General features: G+C 36.0%; 21 protein-coding genes. 12 read left to right on the top strand and 9 right to left on the bottom strand.

Translation table 11 applies throughout. From position 1 onward, the window contains the following. The first annotated feature begins 86 nt into the window (after positions 1-86). From RMN97_RS04150 to RMN97_RS04130, 5 genes are all read left to right on the top strand, one after another. Entirely contained in the window at positions 87-4604 is a 4518-nt protein-coding gene (locus RMN97_RS04150) for a translocation/assembly module TamB domain-containing protein (protein WP_309613263.1), read from the top strand. A 144-nt stretch (positions 4605-4748) separates the two neighbouring features. After that, positions 4749-5735 (top strand): 6-phosphofructokinase, encoded by a 987-nt coding sequence (gene pfkA / locus RMN97_RS04145; protein ID WP_309613262.1) that lies wholly within the window; start codon positions 4749-4751, stop codon positions 5733-5735. A gap of 78 nt (positions 5736-5813) precedes the next feature. Next, complete coding sequence (gap, locus tag RMN97_RS04140) at positions 5814-6824, top strand: type I glyceraldehyde-3-phosphate dehydrogenase (RefSeq protein WP_309613261.1); 1011 nt, start codon at positions 5814-5816, stop codon at positions 6822-6824. A gap of 134 nt (positions 6825-6958) precedes the next feature. Continuing rightward, positions 6959-7810 carry a BadF/BadG/BcrA/BcrD ATPase family protein gene (locus tag RMN97_RS04135; RefSeq protein ID WP_309613260.1) on the top strand — a complete coding sequence of 284 codons (852 nt, stop codon included), beginning with the start codon at positions 6959-6961 and terminating at the stop codon, positions 7808-7810. A gap of 336 nt (positions 7811-8146) precedes the next feature. Further along, positions 8147-8518 (top strand): methylglyoxal synthase, encoded by a 372-nt coding sequence (locus RMN97_RS04130; RefSeq protein WP_309613259.1) that lies wholly within the window; start codon positions 8147-8149, stop codon positions 8516-8518. Between the two features lie 142 nt (positions 8519-8660). On the opposite strand, the gene RMN97_RS04125 is transcribed toward RMN97_RS04130, so the two are convergent. Next, entirely contained in the window at positions 8661-10391 is a 1731-nt protein-coding gene (locus RMN97_RS04125; RefSeq protein WP_309613258.1) for a hypothetical protein, read from the bottom strand. Between the two features lie 58 nt (positions 10392-10449). Here RMN97_RS04125 and RMN97_RS04120 point away from each other — a divergent pair, with 58 nt between their 5' ends. The 3 genes from RMN97_RS04120 to RMN97_RS04110 are packed head-to-tail and all read left to right on the top strand — an operon-like array spanning position 10450 to position 12056. Beyond that, on the top strand, positions 10450-11148 hold the full coding sequence (locus tag RMN97_RS04120) for a VOC family protein (protein ID WP_309613257.1): 699 nt from the start codon (positions 10450-10452) through the stop codon (positions 11146-11148). Positions 11149-11160: 12 nt separating this feature from the next. Further along, positions 11161-11577, top strand: a complete 417-nt coding sequence (locus tag RMN97_RS04115; protein WP_309613256.1) for a VOC family protein — start codon at positions 11161-11163, stop codon at positions 11575-11577. Then, the gene (locus RMN97_RS04110) at positions 11577-12056 is read left to right on the top strand and encodes a hypothetical protein (RefSeq protein WP_309613255.1); all 480 of its coding nucleotides are present in this window, start codon (positions 11577-11579) and stop codon (positions 12054-12056) included. Before RMN97_RS04115 ends, RMN97_RS04110 begins: the two co-directional genes overlap by 1 nt. 119 nt (positions 12057-12175) lie before the next feature. Here the strand turns inward: RMN97_RS04110 and RMN97_RS04105 are convergent, their stop codons facing one another. From RMN97_RS04105 to RMN97_RS04085, 5 genes are all read right to left on the bottom strand, one after another. Further along, complete coding sequence (locus RMN97_RS04105; RefSeq protein ID WP_309613254.1) at positions 12176-12670, bottom strand: hypothetical protein; 495 nt, start codon at positions 12668-12670, stop codon at positions 12176-12178. Between the two features lie 151 nt (positions 12671-12821). Further along, the gene (locus RMN97_RS04100) at positions 12822-13331 is read right to left on the bottom strand and encodes an adenylate/guanylate cyclase domain-containing protein (RefSeq protein WP_309613253.1); all 510 of its coding nucleotides are present in this window, start codon (positions 13329-13331) and stop codon (positions 12822-12824) included. Between the two features lie 294 nt (positions 13332-13625). Next, positions 13626-14159: a hypothetical protein gene (locus RMN97_RS04095; protein WP_309613252.1), complete on the bottom strand. Its 534-nt coding sequence runs from the start codon at positions 14157-14159 to the stop codon at positions 13626-13628. A 4-nt stretch (positions 14160-14163) separates the two neighbouring features. Further along, positions 14164-15141, bottom strand: coding sequence for an adenylate/guanylate cyclase domain-containing protein (locus RMN97_RS04090; RefSeq protein WP_309613251.1), 978 nt, complete (start codon positions 15139-15141; stop codon positions 14164-14166). Position 15142: 1 nt separating this feature from the next. Continuing rightward, positions 15143-15895, bottom strand: coding sequence for an adenylate/guanylate cyclase domain-containing protein (locus tag RMN97_RS04085; protein WP_309613250.1), 753 nt, complete (start codon positions 15893-15895; stop codon positions 15143-15145). Positions 15896-16148: 253 nt separating this feature from the next. Between RMN97_RS04085 and RMN97_RS04080 the strand changes: the two genes are divergently transcribed. From RMN97_RS04080 to RMN97_RS04065, 4 genes are all read left to right on the top strand, one after another. Continuing rightward, the gene (locus RMN97_RS04080; protein ID WP_309613249.1) at positions 16149-16712 is read left to right on the top strand and encodes a helix-turn-helix transcriptional regulator; all 564 of its coding nucleotides are present in this window, start codon (positions 16149-16151) and stop codon (positions 16710-16712) included. A gap of 825 nt (positions 16713-17537) precedes the next feature. After that, positions 17538-18803 (top strand): ATP-binding protein, encoded by a 1266-nt coding sequence (locus RMN97_RS04075; protein ID WP_309613248.1) that lies wholly within the window; start codon positions 17538-17540, stop codon positions 18801-18803. Between the two features lie 2 nt (positions 18804-18805). Continuing rightward, complete coding sequence (locus RMN97_RS04070) at positions 18806-19246, top strand: response regulator (protein ID WP_309613247.1); 441 nt, start codon at positions 18806-18808, stop codon at positions 19244-19246. A gap of 54 nt (positions 19247-19300) precedes the next feature. After that, complete coding sequence (locus tag RMN97_RS04065; RefSeq protein WP_309613246.1) at positions 19301-20524, top strand: ATP-binding protein; 1224 nt, start codon at positions 19301-19303, stop codon at positions 20522-20524. A gap of 966 nt (positions 20525-21490) precedes the next feature. On the opposite strand, the gene RMN97_RS04060 is transcribed toward RMN97_RS04065, so the two are convergent. The 3 genes from RMN97_RS04060 to RMN97_RS04050 all read right to left on the bottom strand — a co-directional run bounded on the left by RMN97_RS04060 (position 21491) and on the right by RMN97_RS04050 (position 26241). Continuing rightward, positions 21491-23071, bottom strand: coding sequence for a Na+/H+ antiporter (locus RMN97_RS04060; RefSeq protein WP_309613245.1), 1581 nt, complete (start codon positions 23069-23071; stop codon positions 21491-21493). 117 nt (positions 23072-23188) lie between these two features. After that, a complete protein-coding gene (locus tag RMN97_RS04055) occupies positions 23189-23569 on the bottom strand; it encodes a RidA family protein (RefSeq protein WP_309613244.1) in 381 nt (126 codons plus the stop codon). Positions 23570-23652: 83 nt separating this feature from the next. Further along, entirely contained in the window at positions 23653-26241 is a 2589-nt protein-coding gene (locus RMN97_RS04050; protein WP_409024874.1) for a putative LPS assembly protein LptD, read from the bottom strand. Positions 26242-26385: the final 144 nt, after the last annotated feature.

Genomic DNA, 26385 nt, shown 5'->3' with positions numbered 1-26385 from the left:
TTGATTTATATTTGACAATCCATCTAGGAAAATCAAAAGTAAAGATTTTTGCAAAGGTAATTTTCTTTCCCAAGTCAAAAGAATAATTGGAAAAAATTAAAACAAATAACGGTTTTAAAAAATTTCGAAAGATATTTTTCCGCACTATTATTGCGTTGATTTTATTATTGTTATTACTCAGCATCGCTCTTTCTTTACCTGTTGTACAAACCAAAATTGCTCATTATGCAACAGACAAACTCAACAAAGATTACGGTACAAACATCAATATTGATCAAGTTGCCATCACTTTTTTTGGTGGTGTGAAACTGAAAAGTGTCCTGATTTTAGACCATCACAAGGATACGTTGATTTACGCCAGCCGAATTAAAACGAGCATTTTAGATTTCAAAAAATTAGTTGACGGGAATTTGCTTTTTGGCGATTTGAGATTGGATGATTTTTATCTTCAGATAAAGACTTATAAAAAGGAAAAAGAAACCAATCTGGATTTATTCATTGCTGCTTTTGATGATGGGAAAAAGGCTAGCGGTAAGTTCCTGATGAAATCAAAGAATATTTACTTGACCAAAAGCCGTTTTGCAATGCTGGACGAAAACAGGCCAAATCCAAAAGATGTTGATTTTACCCAACTTAATGCTCATTTAACCGATTTTCAAATAAAAGGACCGGATGTTACCACAAACATAAATTCTATGACATTCCATGATCATCGTGGCGTTCAGGTTGATAATTTAACGTGTGATTTTATTTATACAAAGAAAAGTATTGTTTTAAATCATTTAGAAGTAACTACCAAGGAATCATTTTTAGCGGGACGTGTTGTTTTGAGTTATAACAGAGATAATAAAGATTTTAGCGACTTCAATAATAAAGTAAAATTTGATATAAAAGTCGATAGTGCTACCTTGGCAACAAACGATATTCGTCATTTTTACAAAGAATTGGATAAAAATCAGAAGTTCTCCCTGAAGTCAAAAATCAAAGGAACGCTGAATGATTTTTATATTACCAATATGGATTTAAAAGATTATAAATTTTCGACTATCAGAGGTGATGTCAATTTTAAAAATCTGTTTCCAAGAAGTCCTGGGAAATTCTATATGAAGGGAGATTTCAAAAGAATTTCTTCAAATTATGTCGATTTAACAAAGCTTCTGCCTAATATTCTCGGAAAAAAACTTCCAACATCTTTGCAAAAATTGGGTCAATTTAATTTTGCAGGAGATATTGAACTTACACAGCAATATATCAACTCCGATTTTGTAATGAACACCGCATTGGGTATAATTGAATCCGATTTGCATATGTCTGACATCAATAACATTGACAACGCAAAATACAATGGAACTATCATTTTGGATAACTTTGATGTGGGTGACTTAATCAATGATAAAACCATCGGAAAAGTGAGTATGAATCTCGATGTTGATGGTAAAGGATTTACTCAAAAATACATCAATACTTCTTTTGCAGGCGATGTTTTTCAATTGAAATATAACGGTTATAATTACACCAAAATCATTGTTGACGGCAGCTTCAAGCAGCCTATATTTAAAGGGAAGTTTTATGTAAATGATCCAAACTTGTTCATGGATTTCAACGGAGTTTTAGATTTATCCAAAAAAGAAAATATCTTTGACTTCCATACTAAAATTGATTATGCCAACTTAGTAAAATTGAATTTCATTAAAGATTCTATTTCAGTTTTTAAGGGCGATATTGTGGTAAAAGCTTCAGGCAATTCGTTTGATAATCTGCAAGGAAATCTATTGCTTACTAATGCCTCGTATCAAAATAAAAAAGACATCTATTTTGTTGATTATTTAAGTGTTAATTCAAGTTTTGATGCCAGCGGTGAAAGAGCCATCATCGTTAGTTCTCCTGACGCCGTTGAAGGTTCGGTGGTTGGTAAATACAAGTTCAATCAATTGCAGAAAATGGTAGAGAATTCTTTGGGAAGTTTTTACTCCAATTACAAACCCAATAAAGTGTTGCCAAACCAATATCTGAAGTTTGATTTTGATATAAACAGTAAGCTAATAGAAATCTTTAATCCTGATATTTCTCTGGCAAAAAACACCAAATTAAAAGGAAATATCAGTTCCGAAAGTAAGAATTTCAAACTCGATTTTAGTTCACCAAAAGTAGTTGCTTATGAAAATACATTTGACAATATTTTGGTTCAGGTTGATAACAGAAATCCTCTGTATAATGCCTATGTTCAGTTGGATTCTATAAAAACGAAGCATTACAAGATTCGGGACTTTAGTATGATTAATACGTTTTCAAATGATACGTTGCATTTCAGAACCGAATTTAAAGGAGGAAAAAGCGGTAATGACTTTTACAATTTGAATTTTTATCACACCATAAATAACGATAATAAAAATGTCGTTGGTTTTAATAAATCAGAGCTGCAATTCAAGGATTATTTATGGTTTTTAAATGAAAATGACAATCCGGAAAAAAGTAAAATTGTATTTGATAAAAAACTTAGTAATTTCTCTTTCGATAATTTAACTGCCTCACACGGAAACCAAACTATCAATTTTATTGGCACGTGGAATGGCAAGCAGAACAAGGATTTGCAACTCACATTTGATAATGTCAATCTGAATAAAGTCACGCCCGATGTCGAGAAATTTAAATTCGACGGAAACCTAAACGGGAAGATTAATTTCAAGCAAAGCAATGCTATTTTTCAGCCTACATCAACCTTGAGAATCGATAGCTTAAAAGTCAATGATATAGCACTCGGGAAGATGAATTTGGATATTCAGGGAGACGAAACATTGCGTAAATTCTATTTGAATTCCAATTTAGAAAATGAAAATGTAGAAGCTTTTAGTGCCAATGGCGATATTCAAATTGTAGACGACAAGACCTTATTGGATATTGATTTAAACTTTGATAAATTCAACCTTGGCGTTTTAGGAAAAATAGGTGGAGATGTCATTACTAACATTAGAGGATTTGCTTCGGGAAGTGCCAGAATTGATGGTGATTTCAACAGTTTAGATTACAACGGAAGACTGTTTGTTGATGCCGCCGGATTAACAATTCCGTATCTTAATACCGATTATGTGTTTGATAAGAATTCCGTAGTTGATGTTACCGAAAACAAATTTATAATCAGGGAATCTAATATTACCGACACCAAATTTAATACCAAAGGAAGCATCAGTGGATTTATCAAACACAAACAATTTAGTGATTGGCAGTTGGATTTGTCTATTTATACCAAACGACTTTTGGCTTTAAATACGGTTGACCAAGAAGATGCGGCTTATTATGGAAATGCTTTTATGAATGGTTCGGCCAGTATAAAAGGACCAACCGGCAATTTGATGATAAAAGTGGATGCAGAATCCGCTAAAGGAACGGATATTAAAATCCCGATAAACGATGCCGAGGCAGTTCAAGATAGCAAATTCATCCGTTTTAAAACGCCTGAAGAAAAGAAAAGAAAAGCAAATGCAAACGGTGCACAAGCTAAAAATTACAACGGACTTGAATTGGAATTTAATTTTGAGATTACCGAGATTGCGAATATTGAAGTAATCCTAAACAGAGAAAGTGGTCACGGTATGAAAGGCAAAGGAAACGGAACGCTGCTCTTTAGAATTAATACTTTAGGAAAATTTCAAATGTTTGGAGATTTCTCCGTGGTTTCCGGTTCTTATAATTTTAAATATGGTGGATTGATTGACAAAAAATTTGATGTAAAAAAAGGAGGTTCTATTATTTGGACAGGCGATCCAATGGCTGCAGTATTGAATTTGGATGCTGTTTATAAAACTACAGCAAATCCTGCTGTTTTGATCGACAATCCTTCTTTCAATAAAAAAGTGGATGTTGAAGTTATTATTGGTGTCAAAGGAAGTTTGAGTAATCCTGAACCCGATTTTAATATTAATTTCCCTAATGTAAGCAGCTCGTTAAAATCGGAAATTCAATATAAACTAGACGATAAAGATACCCGACAAACGCAAGCTTTATATTTGCTTTCTACAGGTAGTTTCTTGAGTCAGGATGGTGTTAGTCAAAATCAATTGTCTAATAATTTATTTGAAAAAGCCAGTAGTCTTTTTAGTGATATATTTTCAGGTGATAATGATAAAATTTCTATTGCGCCCGAATATATTGTTGCCGATAGAACTCCGGGACAACAAACGGACGGACGTTTTGGTGTTACCGTTTCTTCTAAAATAAATGATCGAATTACCGTTAACGGAAAAGTCGGTGTACCTGTAGGTGGAATTACCGAAACCGCCATTGTTGGAGACCTTGAAGTGCAATATCGTGTGAATAGAGATGGTACGCTTAACCTAAGAGTTTTTAATAAAGAAAATGACATCACCTATATTGGTCAGGGAATTGGCTATACACAAGGATTAGGAATGTCTTATGAAGTTGACTTTGATACTTTTAAAGAATTGGTAAATAAGATTTTCAAAAAAGATGTAATTGAAACAATTCCACCCAATGTCAAAATTAAGATGGATGATTCAATGCTTCCTGATGACATGGATAAACCTGAAGAAAAAGAAAAGAAAAAAGACGATCCAAAGCCAAATCAAGAGGCAATTCCGGTTGAGTAATAGCATCGCAATGGCACTAAAATTCTAATAACGTAAATAACTTATTAACGAAAACGTTTGAATTCCTCCAATTTATTAATAATATAAAAATATGGGGCTAACAATGGTTCTTCTTTGTTAATTTTACATTTTAATACTAAAAAAATGTCAAAAGCCATAAAAAAAATAGGTGTGCTAACTTCAGGAGGCGATTCTCCTGGAATGAATGCAGCCATTCGTTCCGTTATTAGAACTTGTGCTTATCACAACATTGAATGTATTGGTATTTACAGAGGTTACCAAGGAATGATTGAAGGCGATTTTAAAGAGATGGGACCAAGAAGCGTTAATAACATCGTTAACAAAGGCGGAACTATTCTAAAATCTGCACGTTCAAAAGAATTCATGACTGTTGAAGGCAGACAAAAAGCATATAAAAATTTAGTGAATGCCAAAATTGATGCCTTGGTAGTGATTGGTGGAGACGGAACTTTTACGGGTGCTGAAATTTTTAATACTGAATTTGACTTTCCTGTAATGGGAATTCCAGGAACGATTGATAACGATATTTTTGGAACAAGTCACACCTTAGGATTTGATACTGCCTTGAATACTGTCGTTGAATGCATCGATAAAATTCGCGATACGGCCAGTTCACACAACCGTCTTTTTCTTGTCGAAGTTATGGGAAGAGATGCGGGTCATATTGCTTTGAATGCCGGAATTGGTGCCGGAGCAGAAGAAATCCTGATTCCGGAACAAGATTTAGGATTAGAGCGTCTTTTAGAATCTTTGCGCAAAAGTAAAGCATCCGGAAAATCATCAAGTATCGTAGTCATAGCCGAAGGCGATAAAATAGGGAAAAGCGTATTCGAACTTAAAGAATATATCGAAGAACACCTACCTGAATATGATATTCGAGTTTCGGTTCTGGGTCACATGCAACGTGGCGGTGCACCATCCTGTTTCGACAGGGTTTTAGCCTCTCGTCTTGGGGTAAAAGCAGTAGAATCATTACTAGAAGGAAAATCAAATTTCATGGTCGGAATGCTAAGTGATAAAGTGGCACTAACGCCATTGGAACAAGCTATAAAAGGAAATTCAGAAATAGACAAGGAATTATTAAGAGTTTCTGAAATTATGTCAACGTAAAAATTAAAAAATGTTTGTGGTTTGTAGTTTATAGTTCAAACCATAAACCATAAACTATAAATAAAAAACATAAAAAGAATGTCAACAGTAAAATTAGGAATAAACGGTTTCGGTAGAATTGGTAGAATTGTATTCAGAGAAACCTATAACAGAGACAATGTAGAAGTAGTAGCCATCAACGATTTATTAGATGTTGATCATTTGGCTTATTTATTAAAATATGATTCAGTTCACGGTCGTTTCAACGGAAAAGTAGAAGTTAAGGATGGAAAACTGTATGTAAACGATAAATTCATTAGAGTGACCGCAGAAAGAGATCCAAAATTAGTTAAATGGGATGACAAAGATGTTGATGTAGATGTAGTTGCTGAATGTACTGGTTTCTTTACAACGATCGATACGGCAAAAGCACACATCGATGGTGGTGCTAAAAAAGTAATCATTTCAGCACCTTCGGCTGATGCTCCGATGTTTGTTATGGGAGTAAATCACCTTGAAGCTAAAGCTACTGATTTAGTAGTTTCTAATGCATCATGTACCACTAACTGTTTAGCGCCATTAGCTAAAGTAATCAATGATAACTTCGGAATTGTAGAAGGTTTGATGACGACAGTTCACGCTACAACATCAACACAAATGACTGCTGACGGACCATCTAGAAAAGACTGGAGAGGCGGACGTGCTGCAAGTGTAAACATTATTCCATCATCAACCGGAGCTGCAAAAGCGGTTGGAAAAGTGATTCCGGCACTGAACGGAAAACTTACAGGTATGTCTTTCCGTGTTCCTACGGTTGACGTTTCTGTGGTAGATTTAACTGTGAAAGTGGCTAAAGAAACTTCATATGAAGAAATCATGGCAGTGTTGAAAAAAGCTTCAGAAAATGAAATGAGAGGAATCCTTGGATACACCGAAGATGATGTAGTTTCTCAAGATTTTATTTCTGACACAAGAACCTCAATCATTGATGCTAAAGCCGGAATTGGTTTGAACTCAACCTTCTTCAAATTGGTTTCCTGGTATGATAACGAATATGGTTATTCGAGTAAATTGATTGATTTAGCTGTTCACATCTCTGGTCTAAAATAAAAGAACATAGAAAATAGAGTATAGAATATAGACAAAAAAAATATCTTTACTCTGTTTTTTATAACTAATCAAAATAGTGACAGAAATGGCTATATCTATTTTCTATATTCTATTCTCTATACTCTTAAAAAAATATGAAATTACTAGTTGATAGTGGATCTACCAAAGCCGATTGGATTGCCATTGATGATAATGGGAAAGTACTTTTTACTACGCAAACACTGGGTTTAAATCCGGAAGTTTTAGATAAAGCAGAAGTCATTGCGCGTCTTGACGATAAATTTGATATCGAACACAACAAAGAAAAAGCATCCCATCTTTACTTTTACGGTGCCGGTTGCGGAACCGATAGAATGAAAGACTTTTTGACCAAAGTGTTTCAGGAATACTTTACTAAAGCTATCGTTTTGGTTCATGAAGATACGTATGCTGCAGTTTATGCGACCACGCCAAAAGGCGAAGAAGCCATAGTTTGCATCCTTGGAACAGGTTCTAACTGTAGTTATTTTGATGGTAAAGTGTTGCACCAAAAAGTGCAGTCATTAGGGTATATTGCTATGGATGACGGTTCCGGAAATCGTTTTGGAAGACATTTACTCCGTGGGTATTATTTCAACAGTATGCCCAAAGAATTGGCTAAAGAATTTGCAGAAGAATACAATTTGGATGCTGATTATATTAAAGCTAATTTGTATAAAGAAGCCAATCCAAATGCGTATTTAGCGACTTTTGCTAAGTTTATCATAAAGCATAAGGATAATGATTTTTGTAAAAAGATTATCAAGAAAGAATTAAAATCGTTTACCAAAAACTATATCATGCAATATGAAAACCACAAAGAAGTGCCGGTGCATTTTGTAGGTTCAATAGCATTTTATTTGAAAGATGAATTGGAAGCTATTTTAGCCAAATATGAAATCAAAATAGGCAACGTACTAAGAAGACCAATTGACGGTTTGATTGCGTACCATGTTTTGAATAAATAATCTTCAGACCTGACTTGTTTTCTAACCCTGTCAGATCTTTTTTTAACCACAAATTACACAAATTACACAAATTTTCACAAATTAATTCGTGGGAATTTGTGGTTATTTTTTAGAACTAAAATCGTTTTACAAAACCTGATATAATGCTATCAAGTTTCTTTGCGTACTTTGCGAAAAAACTTTGCGACCTTTGCGGTTAAAATTTTAAAAGCTAAATGCGATTGTAAAACCTGATATAATGCTATCAAGTTTCTTTGCGTACTTTGCGAAAAACTTTGCGACCTTTGCGGTTAAATAACTTAAACTTGAGATTGCTTCGCAAGCTCGCAATGACATATGGAAATAGCCATTATAGCTCACGACGGAAAAAAAGCCGACATGGTTCAGTTTATCAATAAAAACAAAGCACTACTTCAAAAAGAACACATAAAACTAATTGCTACCGGAACAACAGGAAGTAAGGTAGAAGCCGTTGGCATTAAAGTAAAAAAAATGCTTTCCGGACCAATGGGTGGCGATGCCCAAATTGCGGCACGAGTTGCTGAAGGCAAAACCAAAATGGTACTGTTCTTTAAAGACCCAAACTCAAGTCATCCCCACGAACCTGATATTAATATGTTGATTAGAATCTGCGATGTGCACAATGTGCCTTTAGCCACCAATGAAGCCACAGCGCAGTTGTTATTGTTGGGATTGGATGAGATGTAATCCTGGATTGTCATTAGCTGCGCTCAGTTCGAGCAAGCTCTCGTGTCCCGCGCAGGCGGGAATCCATTCGTTCATTTTTGATGGTTACTTGTCATGCTGAGTATGCGGGAGCACGAAGATTTCATAAATCATTAACCAACTATTACCCGACAACATCATCAGCTTTATTCTCAACAGGTGTCGCTAACTGCGGTTTTTCTTTTTTCCAGCTAAGAAATCTGATTTTCTTACGCTGTAGCAAATGATTCACCACTTTATGCTCTACATAATGATGAAAAGGTAAGAGCATAGCAATCAAAATGATTTTAATAGACAGAATTTTCCAAGGTTCACCATGCGTTAGTTTGTGAATGGCAGTATCGAACAGTAAAATCAAGAATTCAAAAAAGAAGATAAAAGCAAAAAAGCTCAATCCTCTGATGATAGTAGTACTCGAACTAAAAACTCCCAACAGCACTAATAAGATAAATACAGAAGCTATCCCAGCTGTTATACCCATATACTGAATATTGTGGCTTGCTCTTGTTTCTGCTTGCTGTCGTTGATTCTCATTCACAATCTCCAATACTACTAAGTCACCATCTTTAGACAATACCGCTACACTGTCCTTAAATTGCATCCAAAGCGTTTTATATTGATACGCTTTTTCATAGTTTCCTTTGTTCGAATAGAGCGTATCAAGGTTGGCATAGCGTTCAATGCGTGCCTCAATATTGTTATCAAATCCTTCACTAGAATCTGCTTTACTATAATATACAGCTGCACTATCCGCATTATTGATAAGCTTGTAATAATTACCGAGGTAAGCATAATATGTCCAATTGTTCACTTGCTTTTTTGTGGTAGCTGATTTCATTTTTTGCAGGGAATACCATGCTGAATCTTTCATCCCAAGTTTTGTATAACATTCTGCCAGTCCGCCATAATAGTCATAAGCACTAGTATTACCATCCTTTTTGAAGAAACTTTTTTTAATATCATCCTTTTGAAAAAGGCGTAGCATTTTTTCATAGTCTTTGGCACCACTATAAATGTCCAGTAGGTCATTATCCTCTGTTATAGGAGTGTGGTTTTTCTTCCGGAACTTATTGGTTTCATTGTAATAATATTTTGCAGTGTCAAATTCACCAACATTGGTATAATAATGTGTTAGTAGATGATAACCACCTTCTATCCAGTCGGGCCAATTCTTTTTCTTGCCTGTTTCCAGTATTTTCAGGGCATATTCCTTTGCCTTTGGATACTGTTTCAAAGTGTTATAAAACCAAAACATTTGCCAGTAGGTACCTGCAGCTATCCGACCATCTCCTATTTCTTCTGACAACGAAAGTTGATGCATGTATGATTTGTATTCCAATAATCTTTCACCTTTGCTATTGTGAATGTTACCTATCATCCTGCTTGTCTCGAAAGCAAGGGAATCAAGTTGGTTGTCCATTGCAATAGTATTGGCTTCCCTTATTAGCTCTACAGCTTTAGTTGAATTGCCTTTTTCAAAATGCTGTATCATACCGCTATATAAATAATACCATCCCTGGAATTCTTCATTTTTTTTCTCTTTAGCCAAGGCAAACATTTTATCTAAGTACAATGAGACGGATTCTGGCCCTGACAACTGAGTCATAAAACGATAGGTACGCAACTGCAGGTCGGTATTGTTGCTTAGCTCGGCGTTGAGTAAGATTGCGCTCTTGTATTTGTCCCTTGGCTCTACCAACGAAGACAATTCTTGGTACAATTTGAATTTAGCTTGAGGGCTTTTTGCCTTCTTCAATTCACGTGTAAGGCTGTCAACCAAACGCTCATTTTGTGCATTGAGGTTGGATAAAGGGGACGCAATTATCAACAGCAATAATAGTAAACGTAAGTGCATATAGTTGTTTTTGAGGTAAATATAAATAAAATACCTTACATATACTTGCTACTATAACTTGAAATTTACACCATTTCAGAAACCAAAGTATTTTCTTTGTGTCTTTACTTTTTCTTTGTGCCTTTTGTGGTTAAAAGAAAATATAATAACTACAAATTATATAAAACCACTCCAGTATTATATAAGACATTTTCTGGATGTTAGAAGTAAATTTGACATAGTACCAATTCTAATACGTTACACTATGCCAACTGTCAAAATCCAACAAAAACTAACACCCTGCCTTTGGTTTGATTCCAATGCTTGGGATGCAGTCACTTTTTACACTACCGTTTTTAATAATGTCGAAAAAGGTAAAATCTCCTATTACGGATCCGATATGCCAATGCCTCAGGGCAGCGTACTAACGATTCAGTTTCAGATTGAAGGGCAGGAGTTTCTCGCGCTTAACGCGGGACCTAATTTTAAATTTACCGAAGCGGTTTCGTTTATGATAAACTGCGATACCCAGGAGGAGATTGATTACTATTGGAACAAATTAACCGAAGATGGTGGGGAAGAGGGCGTATGTGGCTGGCTGAAGGATAAGTTTGGTCTTTCGTGGCAGGTAGTTCCGGCTATTATGGGCGATATGGTTGCCAACAGCGATGGCAAAAAGGTTAACAAGGTAATGCAGGCGATAATGAAAATGAAGAAGCCCAACATTGCGCAGCTGGTAGAAGCCTATAGCGGAAGCCCTGACGTAATAAAAGCTTAAAAATAGATTAGTATGGAAAAGATGAATCCCGTAGTGCATTTTGAAATGCCTGCAGAAGACAGAAACCGAATGGCAGTTTTTTATGCCGATGCTTTTGGTTGGAAAACACAGATGCTGGGTGAAGATATGGGTAACTATGTCTTGGTTACAACCACAGAAACAGATGAAAACGGAATGATAGCAAAATCCGGAGCCATAAACGGAGGTTTTTATCCTAAAAATGAGGAAACACCCGATCAGTCTCCGACCTTGGTAATTGGTGTTGAAGATATCCGTGAGGCAATGAACAATATCATAGCCGCCGGAGGTAAACTAATTGGCGAACCATCAGAAATAAAAGGCTATGGTCTGTATATCTCTTTTTTTGATACCGAAGGCAATAGGGTAAGTATGATGCAACCTTTTATGAAAATGCAGTCTTCAGGATAATGAAAAAGTATTGCATAGCTGTAGTAGCTACTTTTTTTATCTTCTCCTGCAATCAAAAAGAGAATGTCAAAATCATTCCGGTTAATAGTACCGATACTATTGTTACCGAAAAGGATAGTGAGGCTCATAAGGATGTGAATGAACAACTGGCAGATACCATCCTGATGCTGTTGAAGGACGAGAAAGGAAGCTACACCGCCATTGGAAAAATTGATTCCATACACCCACGAATTTATTTGAAGTTCACTAACGAAGCTACCGGAAACGTACACGCAGTAGTTACTCCAATAAACGGAGAAGGTAACATCCGCTTTAACCAAATCCTATATCCCGATAAAACGGCTGACGGTCCTTTCGGTAAAGAGTTAGAATTAGAACTAAAACAAACCGGCGAACACTCGCTGATAATTGGTCATTCGTTAATGGTAGATTCTCAATATCAAGGGAAGTTCAAAGTGGAGCTAAAATTGAGTCATTAGAAAGCGAACTGTCAATTCGAGTTTTTTTTGCATAGCCAAAAAAGTTTCTAGAAGCCAAACCAATCTGATGTCATTAGCTGCGCTCAGTTCGAGCAAGCTCTTGTGTCCCGCGCAGTTTGTCATTCCTGCGCAGGCGGGAATCCACTCTCCAGCTTCAAGATGTTTCTATAACACCAATACAGCAGCACAAAGCCAAAAACCCCAAATGAACAATCAATCAATTGCCAGTAAAAAGGTATACCTCTTAGTGCTCCGGCAATAAATGCCAAAGGAAAAACCATAACACAGGCAATCATCCCAAATTGAATTACCCAAATGTTCTTTACAGGATCTCTCAACGGACCAATAAAGGCAACTGCAATGACAAGATGTGCAAAAGCAAGCCAATCGGTGCCATAACTTAGGTACGGATAATTGGTATTGGTGTCTTTTACTGCAAAATACACCTGATTAATCCAGAGTTCTAATGACTCAGGAAGAAAAGAACTATGTGCATTCAATACCGCCAATTGCGTTTCGATAGGGAAGGCGGTAATACCGCTTAGTACCAATCCTATGATAAAAAGGATGATAAGGTTTTTTATTCGTTTTCTTAGTTGGGTTTCTGGTGTCATAGGTATTTTGTTGTTTTTGTCATTAGCTGCGCTCAGTTCGAGAAAGCTCTCGTGTCCCGCGCAGGCGGGAATCCATTATTGTCATGCTGACAACGAAAGCATCTATATGTTACCACACGAAAGGATTCGTGCGGGAGCGGGGGAGCGAGGGTTAGTGTGGGTTGCATGGTTTTTTTTGTTTTTGTTCATTTAACCAATCTTCCATAGATGTTCTTATTACTGAACCATGGTAAAAATTTTCAGTATAATTTTTTGTTAGCATATCTTGATATAACTTATCATTAGTCCCTTTGAAACCATTTAAGTCATCATAAACGACTTGAGAGATAACGATTTCATTAATACCATTTTTATTTCCTTTATTACATAATTTACTGGCTTTGTTTACAACACCTCCCATATAAATGACATCATTGATACCACTACTTTTGAATCCTGCTAAAACCATCAATGCTTGACCTTTATCAATGCCAATACCAATTTTAATTGGATCAATCCCTTTATGACAAAGTTTATAATTCAAGTTTCTGATAATTGAAACAGAAGAGTAAGCTGCTTGAAAAACATTCATTACATCATCTTTGGTGCTATATTCAAATATAGCCCATACACTATCTCCAACAATATTTATTTCTTTGCAATCAACATATGATTGTAACAATGCTACTATTTAGCTTATGAATGCTCTATATATTTTTGCTAAAGTAGGTTTTCTATACTTTGTTGTTAGTGTTGAAGATTCTCTAACATCTATAAAAATTGCATAGCAATTTATATAATAACCATTATTATAAGTCAGTTTGTCACTGTTCGGAATATTTGAAACTTCATCAAATGTTTCTGTTGAATCTAAAATTTCTTGAAGTCTATCGAGACTTTTTGTTTCGTCGAAATTAATGTTACTTGTTACTCTCATTAACATAGATGTATTTAAAACAGCTATTACCAGCTGGCTTTATTTAATTAAAATGTATATTAAAAAAAATCCAAAAGTTACTAATGACCATAATAGACTTTTATTATAGTATTTAAATTTTTCTGTAACAATATTAGAATTAATAAATATTTGTGAATTTATATCATTTAGGTATTTTTCGTTATTCTCACCATTGGTTTCAATTTCAAAATCCTTAAAAGTCTTTGTAGAAATAGTTCCAAAAAAAAGATTGGAGTTTACATTCAATTTTTCTTGAGAGTATATCTTTGAATCAATTCTACCGATTAAGGTTAAATAAATATTATATAAAGTAATTATTGAACTAATAAAAAAAGATATTATAATTATTAAACCAATAAACCTCTTTACACTTTTCCAATCAATTTCATTTGCCTTTGAAAATGATAAAGATTGTATCATTTCGTTTCCAATATTTGAAGTAAAAATTATTGTTATAATGACTCCAAAGAACGTCATCACAAATGAACTTTTTGTATCACAATTTGAAATCCATTGATTAATGATTTCTAATTTTTTCAAGCTTTTTTCCATGTTTTTAAATTTTCCAATTTACTGTTCCGCCATATATGTTAGTAGCAACATTTTTTATTTGATGATTTGCAATTTCTTTCCAAAAATTACCAGTTATACAAATTCTAGTTGGATTTGCTTTTTTGAAGCCATTGTAAACAGCCGGAGTCATTAAGATAGGAGGAAATTCAATTTTTGAGTCTATTTTATCAAACCTAATTAGTTTTCCACCTGAATAACAAACACCAAGTGTGTTGTTAAAACTCAAACTTTTAGCAAATTCTTCATTTGTGTGAATTTTAGTTGTTGCAGTATTTAAATAAAAATCATTTGATTTCTTTACGGGCTGTTGTTCAAAAATACTAGTCAATCCAAACATATTCCCAAAATTATGAGGATAGTATGTTACCTTAACCGAAGAATTATTTATAGTTTTATTAGCGACATCAGTTAATCTTGATGCAATGTTAGCAGGATAACCAACCCAAACTAAATTTTTATTATCAATATTTTCAGTGCCTTTTCTATGCAATCCTACTTTTACAACTTTTAATAAACCAAAATCAATTCCAATACCGCATTTAAATTCAACTTCTTTGAAGTTTGAATTGATAATATATTCCGAAACATGATGAATAGAGATTGCACAGTCGACAGCATTTGTAAAACAGTCTTTAGTAGGAAATATAATCATAACTCTGTCACCGATAATATTTCTAACAGAACCTCCTTGTTTTTTCGCTAATTTGAGCATTGATTTAGAAAATATACTATAAATTCTTCCCATAGTTTGAGTATGATGTTTTCTATTTAATTCAACAGAATTTCTAATATCAACGTAAAGGACACAAGTTTCAATCTCTTTCCCTACCTTGTCTTGACCTCTTTCAAAAGTAAGAGAAGTATCGTGTCTTGAAGGGACAAGATTTGTAGAGGAATATTGAAAATTTTTGTTTTTGATGTCTAACACATCCGCAGTTATTTCATCAAGTATTCCCTTCATTTTATTTATAATATTTATTTGTTTGGGTATATTTATAATCTACACCTTTTAAATCAGTTGATATTGGTTTTATTTTCTCAAGAGTCCAAAGCAATGTGTTTTGATTTAGATTTTCGTTCCAGTTACTTACAAAAGAATACTTTACAAAATAGTTTATCTTTTCATTTTCACTAATTGATTCAAGTCTAAATAATTCCGTTAAAGGTTTTCCAACAATAGTCAATTCATTGTAAAATGCAGATTTATTTCTAAAATAATTTATTTTACCAAAATGAAATGCAACTTTACTTTTAAATTTTTCTACCTTATTTGTTTCAACTATTATTTTTTTTGCACATTTGTCTGCTTCAATAATGCATTCATTTATGGTTTTATTCAAAAATGGTTGACCAAATAGACAAATGATCCCATCCCCAATAATTTTATCGATTTCACCACCAAATTCATATATTATTGGTATTACTAAATCATAATATTCATCAAAAAACGCACTAATTTGTTTACCATTTAGGCTACTGTTTTTACTTGAAAAATCACAAATATCAATAAATAGTAATGCAACATCAGCATCTTTTCCGTCATCAAAGTATTGAATAAAGTTTGTTCCTAGACTACTAATATTATTTTGAATAGAAAGTTCAATGTTTTTAGAATCTAAAGATTCATTAATTGAAAAAGTTTTTATTGAACGAGTAAAAGCACTCGCTTTATTGTACTTTAAATTAAGTTTTTTTATTTGTTCTAAATTTGCCATAATATTGGTTTAAGCTTACTAGTAACTTATAAACAGCCGAAATCCATCTACTTATAAGCATGCTTTTTTACTCCCGATAAAACGTTTAGTGGTATTTGTTCCGGTAGGACAAAGCTAAAGTAAGAATAAAATTAACAAGTGGATATTTTTTGCTATTTATTTTAAAATTGTAATAAAATAAAATTTATATAAAAAATTATTACAAAACTGTAATAAAAGATTACAGTGGTATAAAAATTGTTACAAAAAAATTATGAGAGCAAAAAAACAACGTATCAGGGATTTATTAGGCCTTGCACAAGAACAGCTGTCTTTATTGTTGGAGGTAGGTCATAGTCAATTGTCGTTGTATGAATTGGGATTACGCCGGCTGCCATCAACTGCAATCCAAAAATTGGCTGAAATGATTGCTGTGGTAAATACAGCAGCTTCTTCAGCGTTTATGAAATCGGTTGCTGCCGAAGAAGCCGTTCAGCATAAAGTTATCATTCAAAAATTACGTAAAGAAAACAGTTATCAACAGGAACGCCTCTCTCGTATACTAGTTCCTTTGGAGCAAAAATACCAATCCAACCTCACAGCCTTGTATTTAGTGCAACAACTGCATGTTGAATGGGGAACTAAAGCACCGCACCAAATTGGATATCTGGGCACGTTGAAAAATAGTATAGGCAGCGCCTTAGAGAAAAACAGTTATTCTAAATTAGTGCAGTACCAAATCAAGTTGAAAGTATTGCAAGGGGAGGAGAAAATATTGCGTGAGGCCCTTGGACCCTTCGACTCCGCTCAGGGCAGGCTTGCTCAGGGTGACAGGTGAATAAAAGAAGAAGAGGCCTTAGGCCCTTCGACTACGCTAAGGACAGGCCTGCTCAAGGCGACGGAAGCAAAAGGCAAGAAGCAAGAGAAAAGACCCGAGGCGTAGCCGAACTGTATGGAGCGTAGCGGAACAATATAGAACATAGTTTGCTTCGCCAGTCGCTTCGCTCGTGTCCCTCCTGCATGGGTCACTTGAGCTTGCTCGAACTGAGCGCAGCTAATGAAAGAAACCTTTCGACTGCACACAAAATGGTCAAACCCACCTACACCAGCCATATTTGAATACACGGAGATGGGAAGATGGAAGACCGTTGAATATATTGTCCCTACGGGACTTGGTTTACCGGGGGTATCTTTTTCTACCGCTATTTCATCCCTAACGGGATATTAGATTACCCATTTAGGAGGTAATGTCACGTAGGGACAAAATATTGGTAGAAAATAAATAATCCCCATAGGATAAGTCCCGTAGGGACGATATAAAAAAGAAACAGGGAATAAAACCACCCCGCCTTTCAGACACCCCTCAAGAGGGGAAAGAGTAAAAATGATAAACGGATAGACGATAGACAAGAAACAAGTACATGGACTAACTTCATTAGAGATTGAACATATCTTTTAATTTAATAATTATTGATTATTATTTACTTATTTAGTACTTTAGCCTTTAACTACGGTAAATAAGTATTTCCTGCATAATTCATCATCTTGGATGATTATCCACCGAAACTCAAAACCTTAAGTAATTTAACTAGTTTCATAACGAATAAAGACGGGCATTTTTCCAGAATTAAATTGCCATTATTTTGATTAACAGTTTGGCTTTATGACCAAAAAAAGTGGAGAAAATGCTCGTGAATCGGGTGCTGGCATGAACGATATGGTTTTTCAGAATATTGCAAAATCTAAAAAAGCATTGGCGCATAGCATATCTGATAAGGAACCGGCAACACAGGATAACGAAAAAGAAAAACCTACTCCGAAATTGGTTACTACCAATGAGGAACTTATTTACCAAATACAGGAAAAAGAAAAACTTGCAATCGCTCTACTGGCTGTAAATCAGGAATTACTCTACCAAAACGCAGAAAACGAAAAGCGCGCTGCCGAACTTATCGTTGCAAACAAAGAACTTATTTTTCAAAATGAGGAAAAAGAAAAGCGTGCTGCCGAACTCATTATTGCCAACAAAGAACTAGCTTTTCAAAACAGCGAAAAAGAAAAGCGTGCGGCTGAGCTGATTATTGCCAATAAGAAACTTGCCCGTGAAAACATTCGCAAAGCAAAATTGAATGTGGAAAAAGTGCAACGCGCTACCGAATTAATTGTAACAAACAGGGAACTTGCCTATCAGGAAAACAGAGGCACAGAACTCACGCTTGCTATCGATGAACTCAATAAAGCCAAAGAGGAATTGGGTGCTTTTTCCTATTCCGTATCCCATGATTTACGCGCGCCGATTCGGGCAATAAACGGATATACGCAAATTTTAATAGAAGATTATGCTGACGCTATCAATGACGAAGGCAAAAAGGTGCTGGAGGCCGTTATTTACAATTCAAAAAAAATGGGACTGTTGATTGACGATCTCCTTGCTTTTAGTAAGCTTGGCCGTAAGCAGGTTACTTCAACCGATATTAACATGAACGCGCTTGTCAAAAGTGTGATAGAGGATATAGCTATTGAAGAAGGCGGCACAATCCCGCAATTTGAAGTGGCCAATCTCTTGCCAGCCAGCGGCGACCAATCATTAATTAGGCAAGTATGGATAAATTTAATATCCAATGCGATTAAATATTCAAAATACAAACCCGAAACCAGAATCAAAATTAGTGCAACCGCCGAAAATGGTAGTGTTGTGTATTGTGTACAAGATTGGGGTGCCGGTTTTGATATGGAATATTACGATAAACTGTTCGGTGTATTTCAGCGTTTGCATTCGCAGGAAGAATTTGATGGTACCGGAATCGGGCTTGCCATTGTACAAAAAATAATAGACCGCCATAACGGAAAAGTCTGGGCTGAATCTGCATTAGATGTAGGATCAAGTTTTCGCTTCAGTCTTCCTAGTACTAACCCATTAAATAAATAAAAATGAATTACGACAATGTTGAAATTTTGTTCGCAGAAGATAGTCCGGATGATGCCATTCTGACGATTCGCGCATTAACCAAGAGCGGTTTTACCAATAAGCTTCTGCATGTGAAAGATGGTGCTGAGGCGCTTGACTTTATGTATTGCAAAGGAATATATTCGGAAAGAAACCCGAAGTCCCGCCCTAAACTATTGCTTTTAGACCTGAAGATGCCAAAGGTATCAGGTATGCAGGTTCTTGAAAAAGTAAAAAGCGATCCTGATTTTAAATCGATTCCGGCAGTTATTCTGACTTCTTCTCAGGAAGATCCGGATATTGCAAAATGTTATGAACTTGGCGCAAACAGTTATATCGTTAAGCCAGTGGACAGTGATAAATTTTTCCATGCTATAAAGGAAATGGGGATGTATTGGATGATATTGAGCCAACCGTCTACCTAAACAACGTACGTAAGGTTGCCAAAAAAGCTACCCTGAATCCAACTTAAGGTTTTTATGCAAAAATCAATTAAAATTCTATTACTTGAGGATAACCCGGCAGATGCCGATTTATTAGCGCGGCAACTGGCCAAATCAGGCCTGTTATTTTCAATTGAAGTAGTAGAAACACGCGAAAAGTTTGTAGAATTGCTCAACTCTTTTTGCCCCGATTTAATATTATCAGATTATTCGATGCCTTCATTTAATGCCCTTTCCGCCTTTAATATCGTGAAAGAAACAGGGAATCCTATACCTTTTATAATAGTTTCTGGTACCATAGGCGAAGAGAATGCTGTAAATTTGATAAAGGATGGAGTAACGGATTTTGCATCCAAAAATAACCTTGCTGCACTTCCTCAAAAAGTAAACCGTGCAATAAAGGAAGTCGCAGAAATACAGGAGAAGAAGGACATTCTCGAAAAATTGAAAAGTCAGACTGCAAGTCTGCTGATTGCAAACGAAGAATTGATTTTCCAGAATGAAGAGAAGGAAAAACGCGCAACTGAACTACTAAATGCCAACAAGGAATTGCTTGCCTTTAATTATATCTCCAGTCACGACTTACAAGAGCCACTGCGTAAAATCCAGACCTTTATATCTATTTTGATGGCAGATGAAAAGGCAAATCTAACAGCAAACGGTGTAAAAAATCTTGACCGGATTCAATCATCAGCAACGAGAATGCGGGGTCTTATTGATGACCTGCTTGCTTTCTCGCGGATTAGTACAGTAGACCGTGAATACGAATTTACAGATTTGCATCCTATTTTAAATGACGTACAATCAGAACTGAAAGATGTTATTATCGAAAAGAAGGCAACCATTTCAGCAGTTGGGCTTTTGCCTGTCAATATTGTCGTGTTCCAGTTTCGTCAGCTAATCTATAACCTTATAAGCAACGCACTGAAGTTTTCATTTACAGGCAGGCCACCAGTAATTACAATAGAAACCCATATTATAAAGCGCGGCGATACCGAAATAAGAGCGCTAAAATCACTCCCACAAAACTGCGACTATTGGAACATTAATTTTAGTGATAACGGTATTGGTTTTGAAGCACAATTTAATGAGCGTGTTTTTGTGATGTTTGAGAGATTGCTTCCTAATGAAAATTATTCCGGCACAGGAATGGGCTTAGCCATTGTAAAAAAAATCGTAGAGAACCACAATGGTATAATTCGGGCTAAAGGCGAATTAAATAAAGGCACCACTTTTGAAATTTATATTCCCATAGTTTAAAATGCAAAACAAAAGACTCGACGCGTAGCCGAAACGAAACTTTAGCGAACTGGCGAAGCAATTGTTTGGAGTGCACCGAGATAAATATAGAACATTGAGAATAGACTTGTCTAATTCTAAAGACTTCTTTATTCTTTGCTCTTTGCTCTTTTTTCTTTTTTTTGAAATTGAAACACTTATACATTTAATCTACCATAGCATTAGTAGGTTAAGTTTATGGTAGATTTGGGGCAAAAAGGGTGAAAAGAAATTTTCACCTTTTTTATTTTATGTACATTATAAACCAGCTACACTTGTCACGAGTGCTTGCTCGAACTGAGCGCAGCTAAAAACAAAAACCTTTCGAATGCACACAAAATGGTCAAATCCACCCACATCAGCTATATTTGAATACGCGGAGATGGTAAGATGGAAGATGGAAGACCGTTGAATATATCGTCCCTACGGGACTTGGTTTACCGGGGGTATCTTTTTCTACCGCTATTTCATCCCTAACGGGATATTAGATTACCCATTCAGGATTCAATGTCCCGTAGGGACAAAATATTGGTAGAAAATAAATAATCCCCATAGGATAAGTCCCGTAGGGACAATATAAAAAAGAAACAGGGAATAAAACCACCCCCGCCCTTTGGGCACCCTCAAGAGGGGAATGAGAAAAGAAGCAAGAGTAGATTCCCGCCTGCGCGAGACATGAGAGCTTGCTCGAACTGAGCGCAGCTAATGACAAAAACGCCTGTGGGGGACTCGAGAGCTTGCTCGAACTGAGCGAAGCTAAAGACAATCCTTCGACAACAGTTCGACGCAGCCTCGACAAACCTCCGACGCGGCTTCGACAACTATTCGACCGTAAGCATGACAAGAAGCAAGAAGCAAGAAGTAAGAAAAAAGATAATAGAACATAGAAAATAGACTTTTCGGCTTCTACAGACTTCTTTCTTCTTTGCTCTTTGCTCTTTTTCTCTACTACAAATGCCTAACCTTTTCTTCCTCCATATCCAAATTATGCTGTAGCTTACGAACGATTCCCTCATCCAGATTTCCATTTTTGCGGTTCTTTTGAATCAGCCATTTTCGTTGTTGGCGAAGAATGTTGAGATAGATGATTTTACCATCGGCAGTCATTTCGGTGTCCTCGGTCAGCAACTTGCTGGCTTCCCATTTCTCGGCTATTTTTTGGAGTAATGGTTGTTCTTCCAATGCCTTTCCGTATTGGTTTTGTAGTTTTTCCAAGGCAAAGGCTGCCATTTCGTATTTTAGAAGTTTATACTGTTGTTGTTCTTCTGCTTCCTGTTCGGGTGTCATGAGCTGCATCCTGCGTATAAAGTAGGGTAGTGTTAATCCCTGTAAAATCAGCGTCAGCAGTATAACCACAAAAGTGATAAAAAGGATAAGGTTCCGTTGCGGAAAAGGATTCCCATTATTTAAGTACTCCGGAATCGATAAGGCTGCTGCCAACGATACCACACCGCGCATTCCTGTCCAGCCAATGATAAATGGTCCTTTCAAACCGGGGTTAGTTGTATCGGCTACTTTGATAAAATTGCGCATAATCATCGTAGTGATTACGGCTCCGTAAGCCGCCAACATCCTCACTATAAACAAAACAAGTGTAATCAGCATACCATAGCCAACCGCTGCATTAAAGCTAACACCTTCCTTTTCAAGTCCGGCTGTAACCGCCGGAAGCGAAAGCCCAATCAGCGTAAATACCAGACCATTCAATACAAAAACAAGGCTCTGCCATACGTTATAACCTCGTACACGAGACTCACTCGATAAAAAAGAATGCCTGTTATAGGATAAATATAAACCAGCACTTACGACAGACAATACTCCCGAACAGTGCGCTTCCTCTGCAGTAAGATAAATGATATAGGGCATCACCAAGGTAAAGACAATATCCATATTTGCATCGGTAGGAAGGTATTTGTGGAGTTTCATAAAAACCCATCCAATCAAAAGCCCTATACCAATGCCACCCAATACCATCCAGGAGAAACTAACCACCGCTTTCGAAAAGATAAACTGGGTTGTACTAACAGCCACTAAGGAAAACCTAAAAATGATTAGGGATGAAGCGTCGTTCAAAAGACTCTCGCCTTCTAATATGGAGGATATGGTGCGTGGGACTTTTACAAATTTTAAAATCGCACCAGCACTTACGGCATCGGGAGGGGAAACAATGCCTCCTAATAAGAAACCTAATGCCAGCCCGAATCCAGGTATAAAATAATTCGCGACTAAGGCAACTGATAATGCGGTCAGGAATACCACGACAAAGGCGAAGCTTAATATAACCCTGCGCCAATGCCATAGCTCTTTCCATGAGATAGTCCACGCAGCTTCATAAAGCAGTGGAGGAAGGAATATTAAAAATATAAACTCCGGATTTATTTTTATGGTTGGAATTCCCGGAATGAAACTAATCAATAATCCGGCTATGATCAATAAGACAGGGTAGGCAACCTTAATCTTCTCGGCAATCATCATGATGAGGACTATGGAGAAGATGAGGATGAGGTAAAAGGGGAAACTGTCGAGCATGACTTGGAGTTTAGGAGATAAACAAAGATAAGGTAATTTAGTAGTGTTCAGTAGCAGTTTTCAGTCTCAGTCTCAGTTTTCAGTATTCAGACTGCGACTGAGACTGCGACTGGAAACTTACTTCACCGCTATCATCGAAATCTCAACATTCACGCCTTTTGGCAGGCCAGCTACTTGAACGGTTTCACGTGCTGGTGCTGTTTTTTCGTCAAAGTAACTTCCGTAAACGGAATTAATACGAGCAAAATCGCCCATATTCATAATGAATATTGTCGTTTTTACTACGTTGTCAAAAGTCATATCGGCAGCTTCGATAACGGCTTTCATGTTTTCCATGACCTGTTTGGTTTCGGTTTCTATATCATCAAGGACTAATTCCATAGTCGCGGGATGCAATGCTATTTGCCCCGAAGTATAAAGTGTGTTTCCAACCAAAACGGCTTGGTTATATGGTCCAATTGGGGCTGGGGCTTTGTCTGTAAAGATTATTTTTTTCATAATTAAGGTTTTTGGTTTATAGTTTGTAGTTTACGGTTGTAAACTGTGACTGAACACTGCGACTGAGCACTGAACACTGAGCACTATCTCAAGTTTCTATCTGCCTGATTTCGTTTATCCCATTTGATATCGCTCAAAACACCCGATTTTATTCCGATAAAAAATCCCCAATACGGATTATCTCCAAACGGCACCCAATTGAAATCCATTCGCCAACTCAGCAAATCTCTTTCAAATCGAAGCTGTGTAAATGTGACTCCTTTTTGCACAAAATCATAACCTGTTGAAGCGCCAATTTTCCATTTAGGCGTTAAATCAGTATTCATAGAAACCATTAGCGAGTTTCCGGTTATTTTTTTCTCTCGATTGTTATTAGAATACGTCAGCGAATAGGCGAGTGTCACATTCCAGGGTAATTCATATTTAAAGAGCTCACTTGGGGCAGCTTCTTTGTCTTCATCATCGTCACCAAATTGACTCTGTCGTCTGTCGCTCAAATCAGTATTGCTACCAAACAAGTCGTCTTCACGACCACCATTTCTTTCACCTTGAGTGTTTTTCTTTTCCGCATCATCACCATCTTTACTAGAGAAAGCATAGTTTAAAGTCATATTAGCACTGGTCATTCTAAACAAACTACCGCCATTGTCAATGTTCCAAGTGTCTATTCGTCTTCCGGTATTGCTAATTGCATAGGGATCGAGTGTCACACCAAAATTCACATTCATCTTTTGTTTAAACAATAATGTTCCGCCGCTAACACGCATTGGAGACCATTTTAATGAATCTGCAGTAATATCATAATTTGTTGAAAAATTTAGATTGTTCAGCAACATTACTTTTTTAGGTTCTGTTTTGGTTGAATCTTTCTCGGTAACTTTGGCTTCAAAGGTATTGCTCAAATTGAATCCTAAATTATTGGACATATTTTTTCCCGGTGAACCAAAAATTCCGTTGTCAAATCGCGTGTACTCTTTTATCATAGTGCCACTTCCGTCAGAATCGTAGGTGTCATAGTATTTTGAAAAACTTGGCGTATAACTGTAGGAAACATTTGGACGCATTACGTGTCGGATTGCCTGAATTTTTTTGGTTTCACCAAAATTAAACGTCCCATAAATGGTTGTTCCTAATCCAGCGCTAAAGGAATAGGTTCTGAAGGCATCAAATCCTTGTATTTCAGTATCAACGACTTTATTCTGTCTTGCGTCATATTGACGTCTTATCGTTTTTAAATACCATACTTCATTGTAATTCATCGAAGTTGTTGCACTAAGATATTTGAAGACTTTAAAGTTTGTACTCAGCGGAATACTGTGTTGAAAACCAATTTTAGCATCCTTGAACATTTGCGGTTTAAAGAAAAGCGAATCGGTAGTTTGTATTCGGTTTTCGCCTCTTAGGTTGTATTGTAAATTAATGTTCTTAAAAAACCCTTTTTTAGTGCCGTCTTTTGGTGCAAAAGGATACATTCTGTCAACACTCAATTGCAAAGTTGGCAAGGTCATGTTAATTTGTTCGGTGTTTGTATTTTGCGAATGTGTAGCTGTCAAAGACAAATTCACTTGTGGCACAGAATTGAACGTTTTAGAATAAGAAATCGAAGAACTCAAAGTGTTGTTCAATCGTGAACCTACATTAACCTGATTGATAGAATTGACAAAATATTTACTGCTTCCAAGATTTACCGAAGCTGAAAAACGAGAGTTCGGATTTGATTTAGAATCTTTAGAATGTGACCATTGGATGTTGTAAATATTAGTTCTCGAATAATCTGGATAACCTCTTTCGCTATTGATGAGGTTTTCAAAACGGATATTTACATTTCCTGAAAATTTATATTTTTTGGAATAGGATGATTCGAAGCGCATGGCATAACTTCCGTTAGTGTAATAATCACCAAGAACAGCTAAGTCGTAGTTATCGCTTAACGCAAAATAATAACCGCCATTTTGCAATGAAAAACCTCTTGTATTACTGTCGTTATAATTTGGTATAATTAATCCCGAACGACTTTTCTCTGTCATTGGAAAGAAAGCAAATGGCAATGCTAAAGGTGTTGGAACATCGGCAATAACCATATTGGTAAATCCAACCACCACTTTTTTCCCTGGTACTAATTTTACTTTATTGGTTTGAAAATAATATTCAGGATCATCAACGTCTTGGGCTGTGGTGAATCGAGCTCTTTTCATAAAGTAAACGGAGTCGTTTTCTTTTTTTGTTATTTCCGCTTTTACTTTAAACTCTCCTTGGTCTGTTCTTGAATTCCAAACCAACGCTTTTTTAGTTTTAAAATTAAACCGAATAGAATCGGGTTCTACAACATTACTTCCTTGTTTAAAAACAGGTCTTTGTGTGTAAGCTCCGGTAGAATCTTTTATTCTTCCGGCATAAACTTCACTTTTATTATAATCAATGACAATAATTCCCGATTTAAGCTCGATATCCTGATAATACACTTCGGCCTTATTGTAGAGTGTGATTAGCTTTTTCTTTTGGTCAAATTTTTCGTAGTCAACCGCTTTTCGTTTTATCTTATCTTCTAATAAAGGCTTTTTCTTGAGGCTATCAGGTACTTTAACTTCGGTAACTTCTAAGACAGGTTCTGTAGTGTTTTCGGGCTTAGTTTCTTGATTTTTAGATGGAAACGAATTGGGCTCCTTTTGCAACTCTTGTGAATATATTTTTGCGTTTCCCAGTGTTAGGAAAATTGTTAAAAAAACGATATAAAATAAGTTTCTTTGCAAAGGTTTAATTCTATTTTTGTAGAAATATGGCTTGATTTTTGACGAGGCAAACTTACACAATATTTC

This window comes from Flavobacterium sp., assembly GCF_031381455.1.
In the GTDB taxonomy this organism is placed as follows: domain Bacteria; phylum Bacteroidota; class Bacteroidia; order Flavobacteriales; family Flavobacteriaceae; genus Flavobacterium.
Note: the sequence above shows the minus strand (reverse complement) of the source record. Positions and strands in the feature narration are given on the sequence as shown.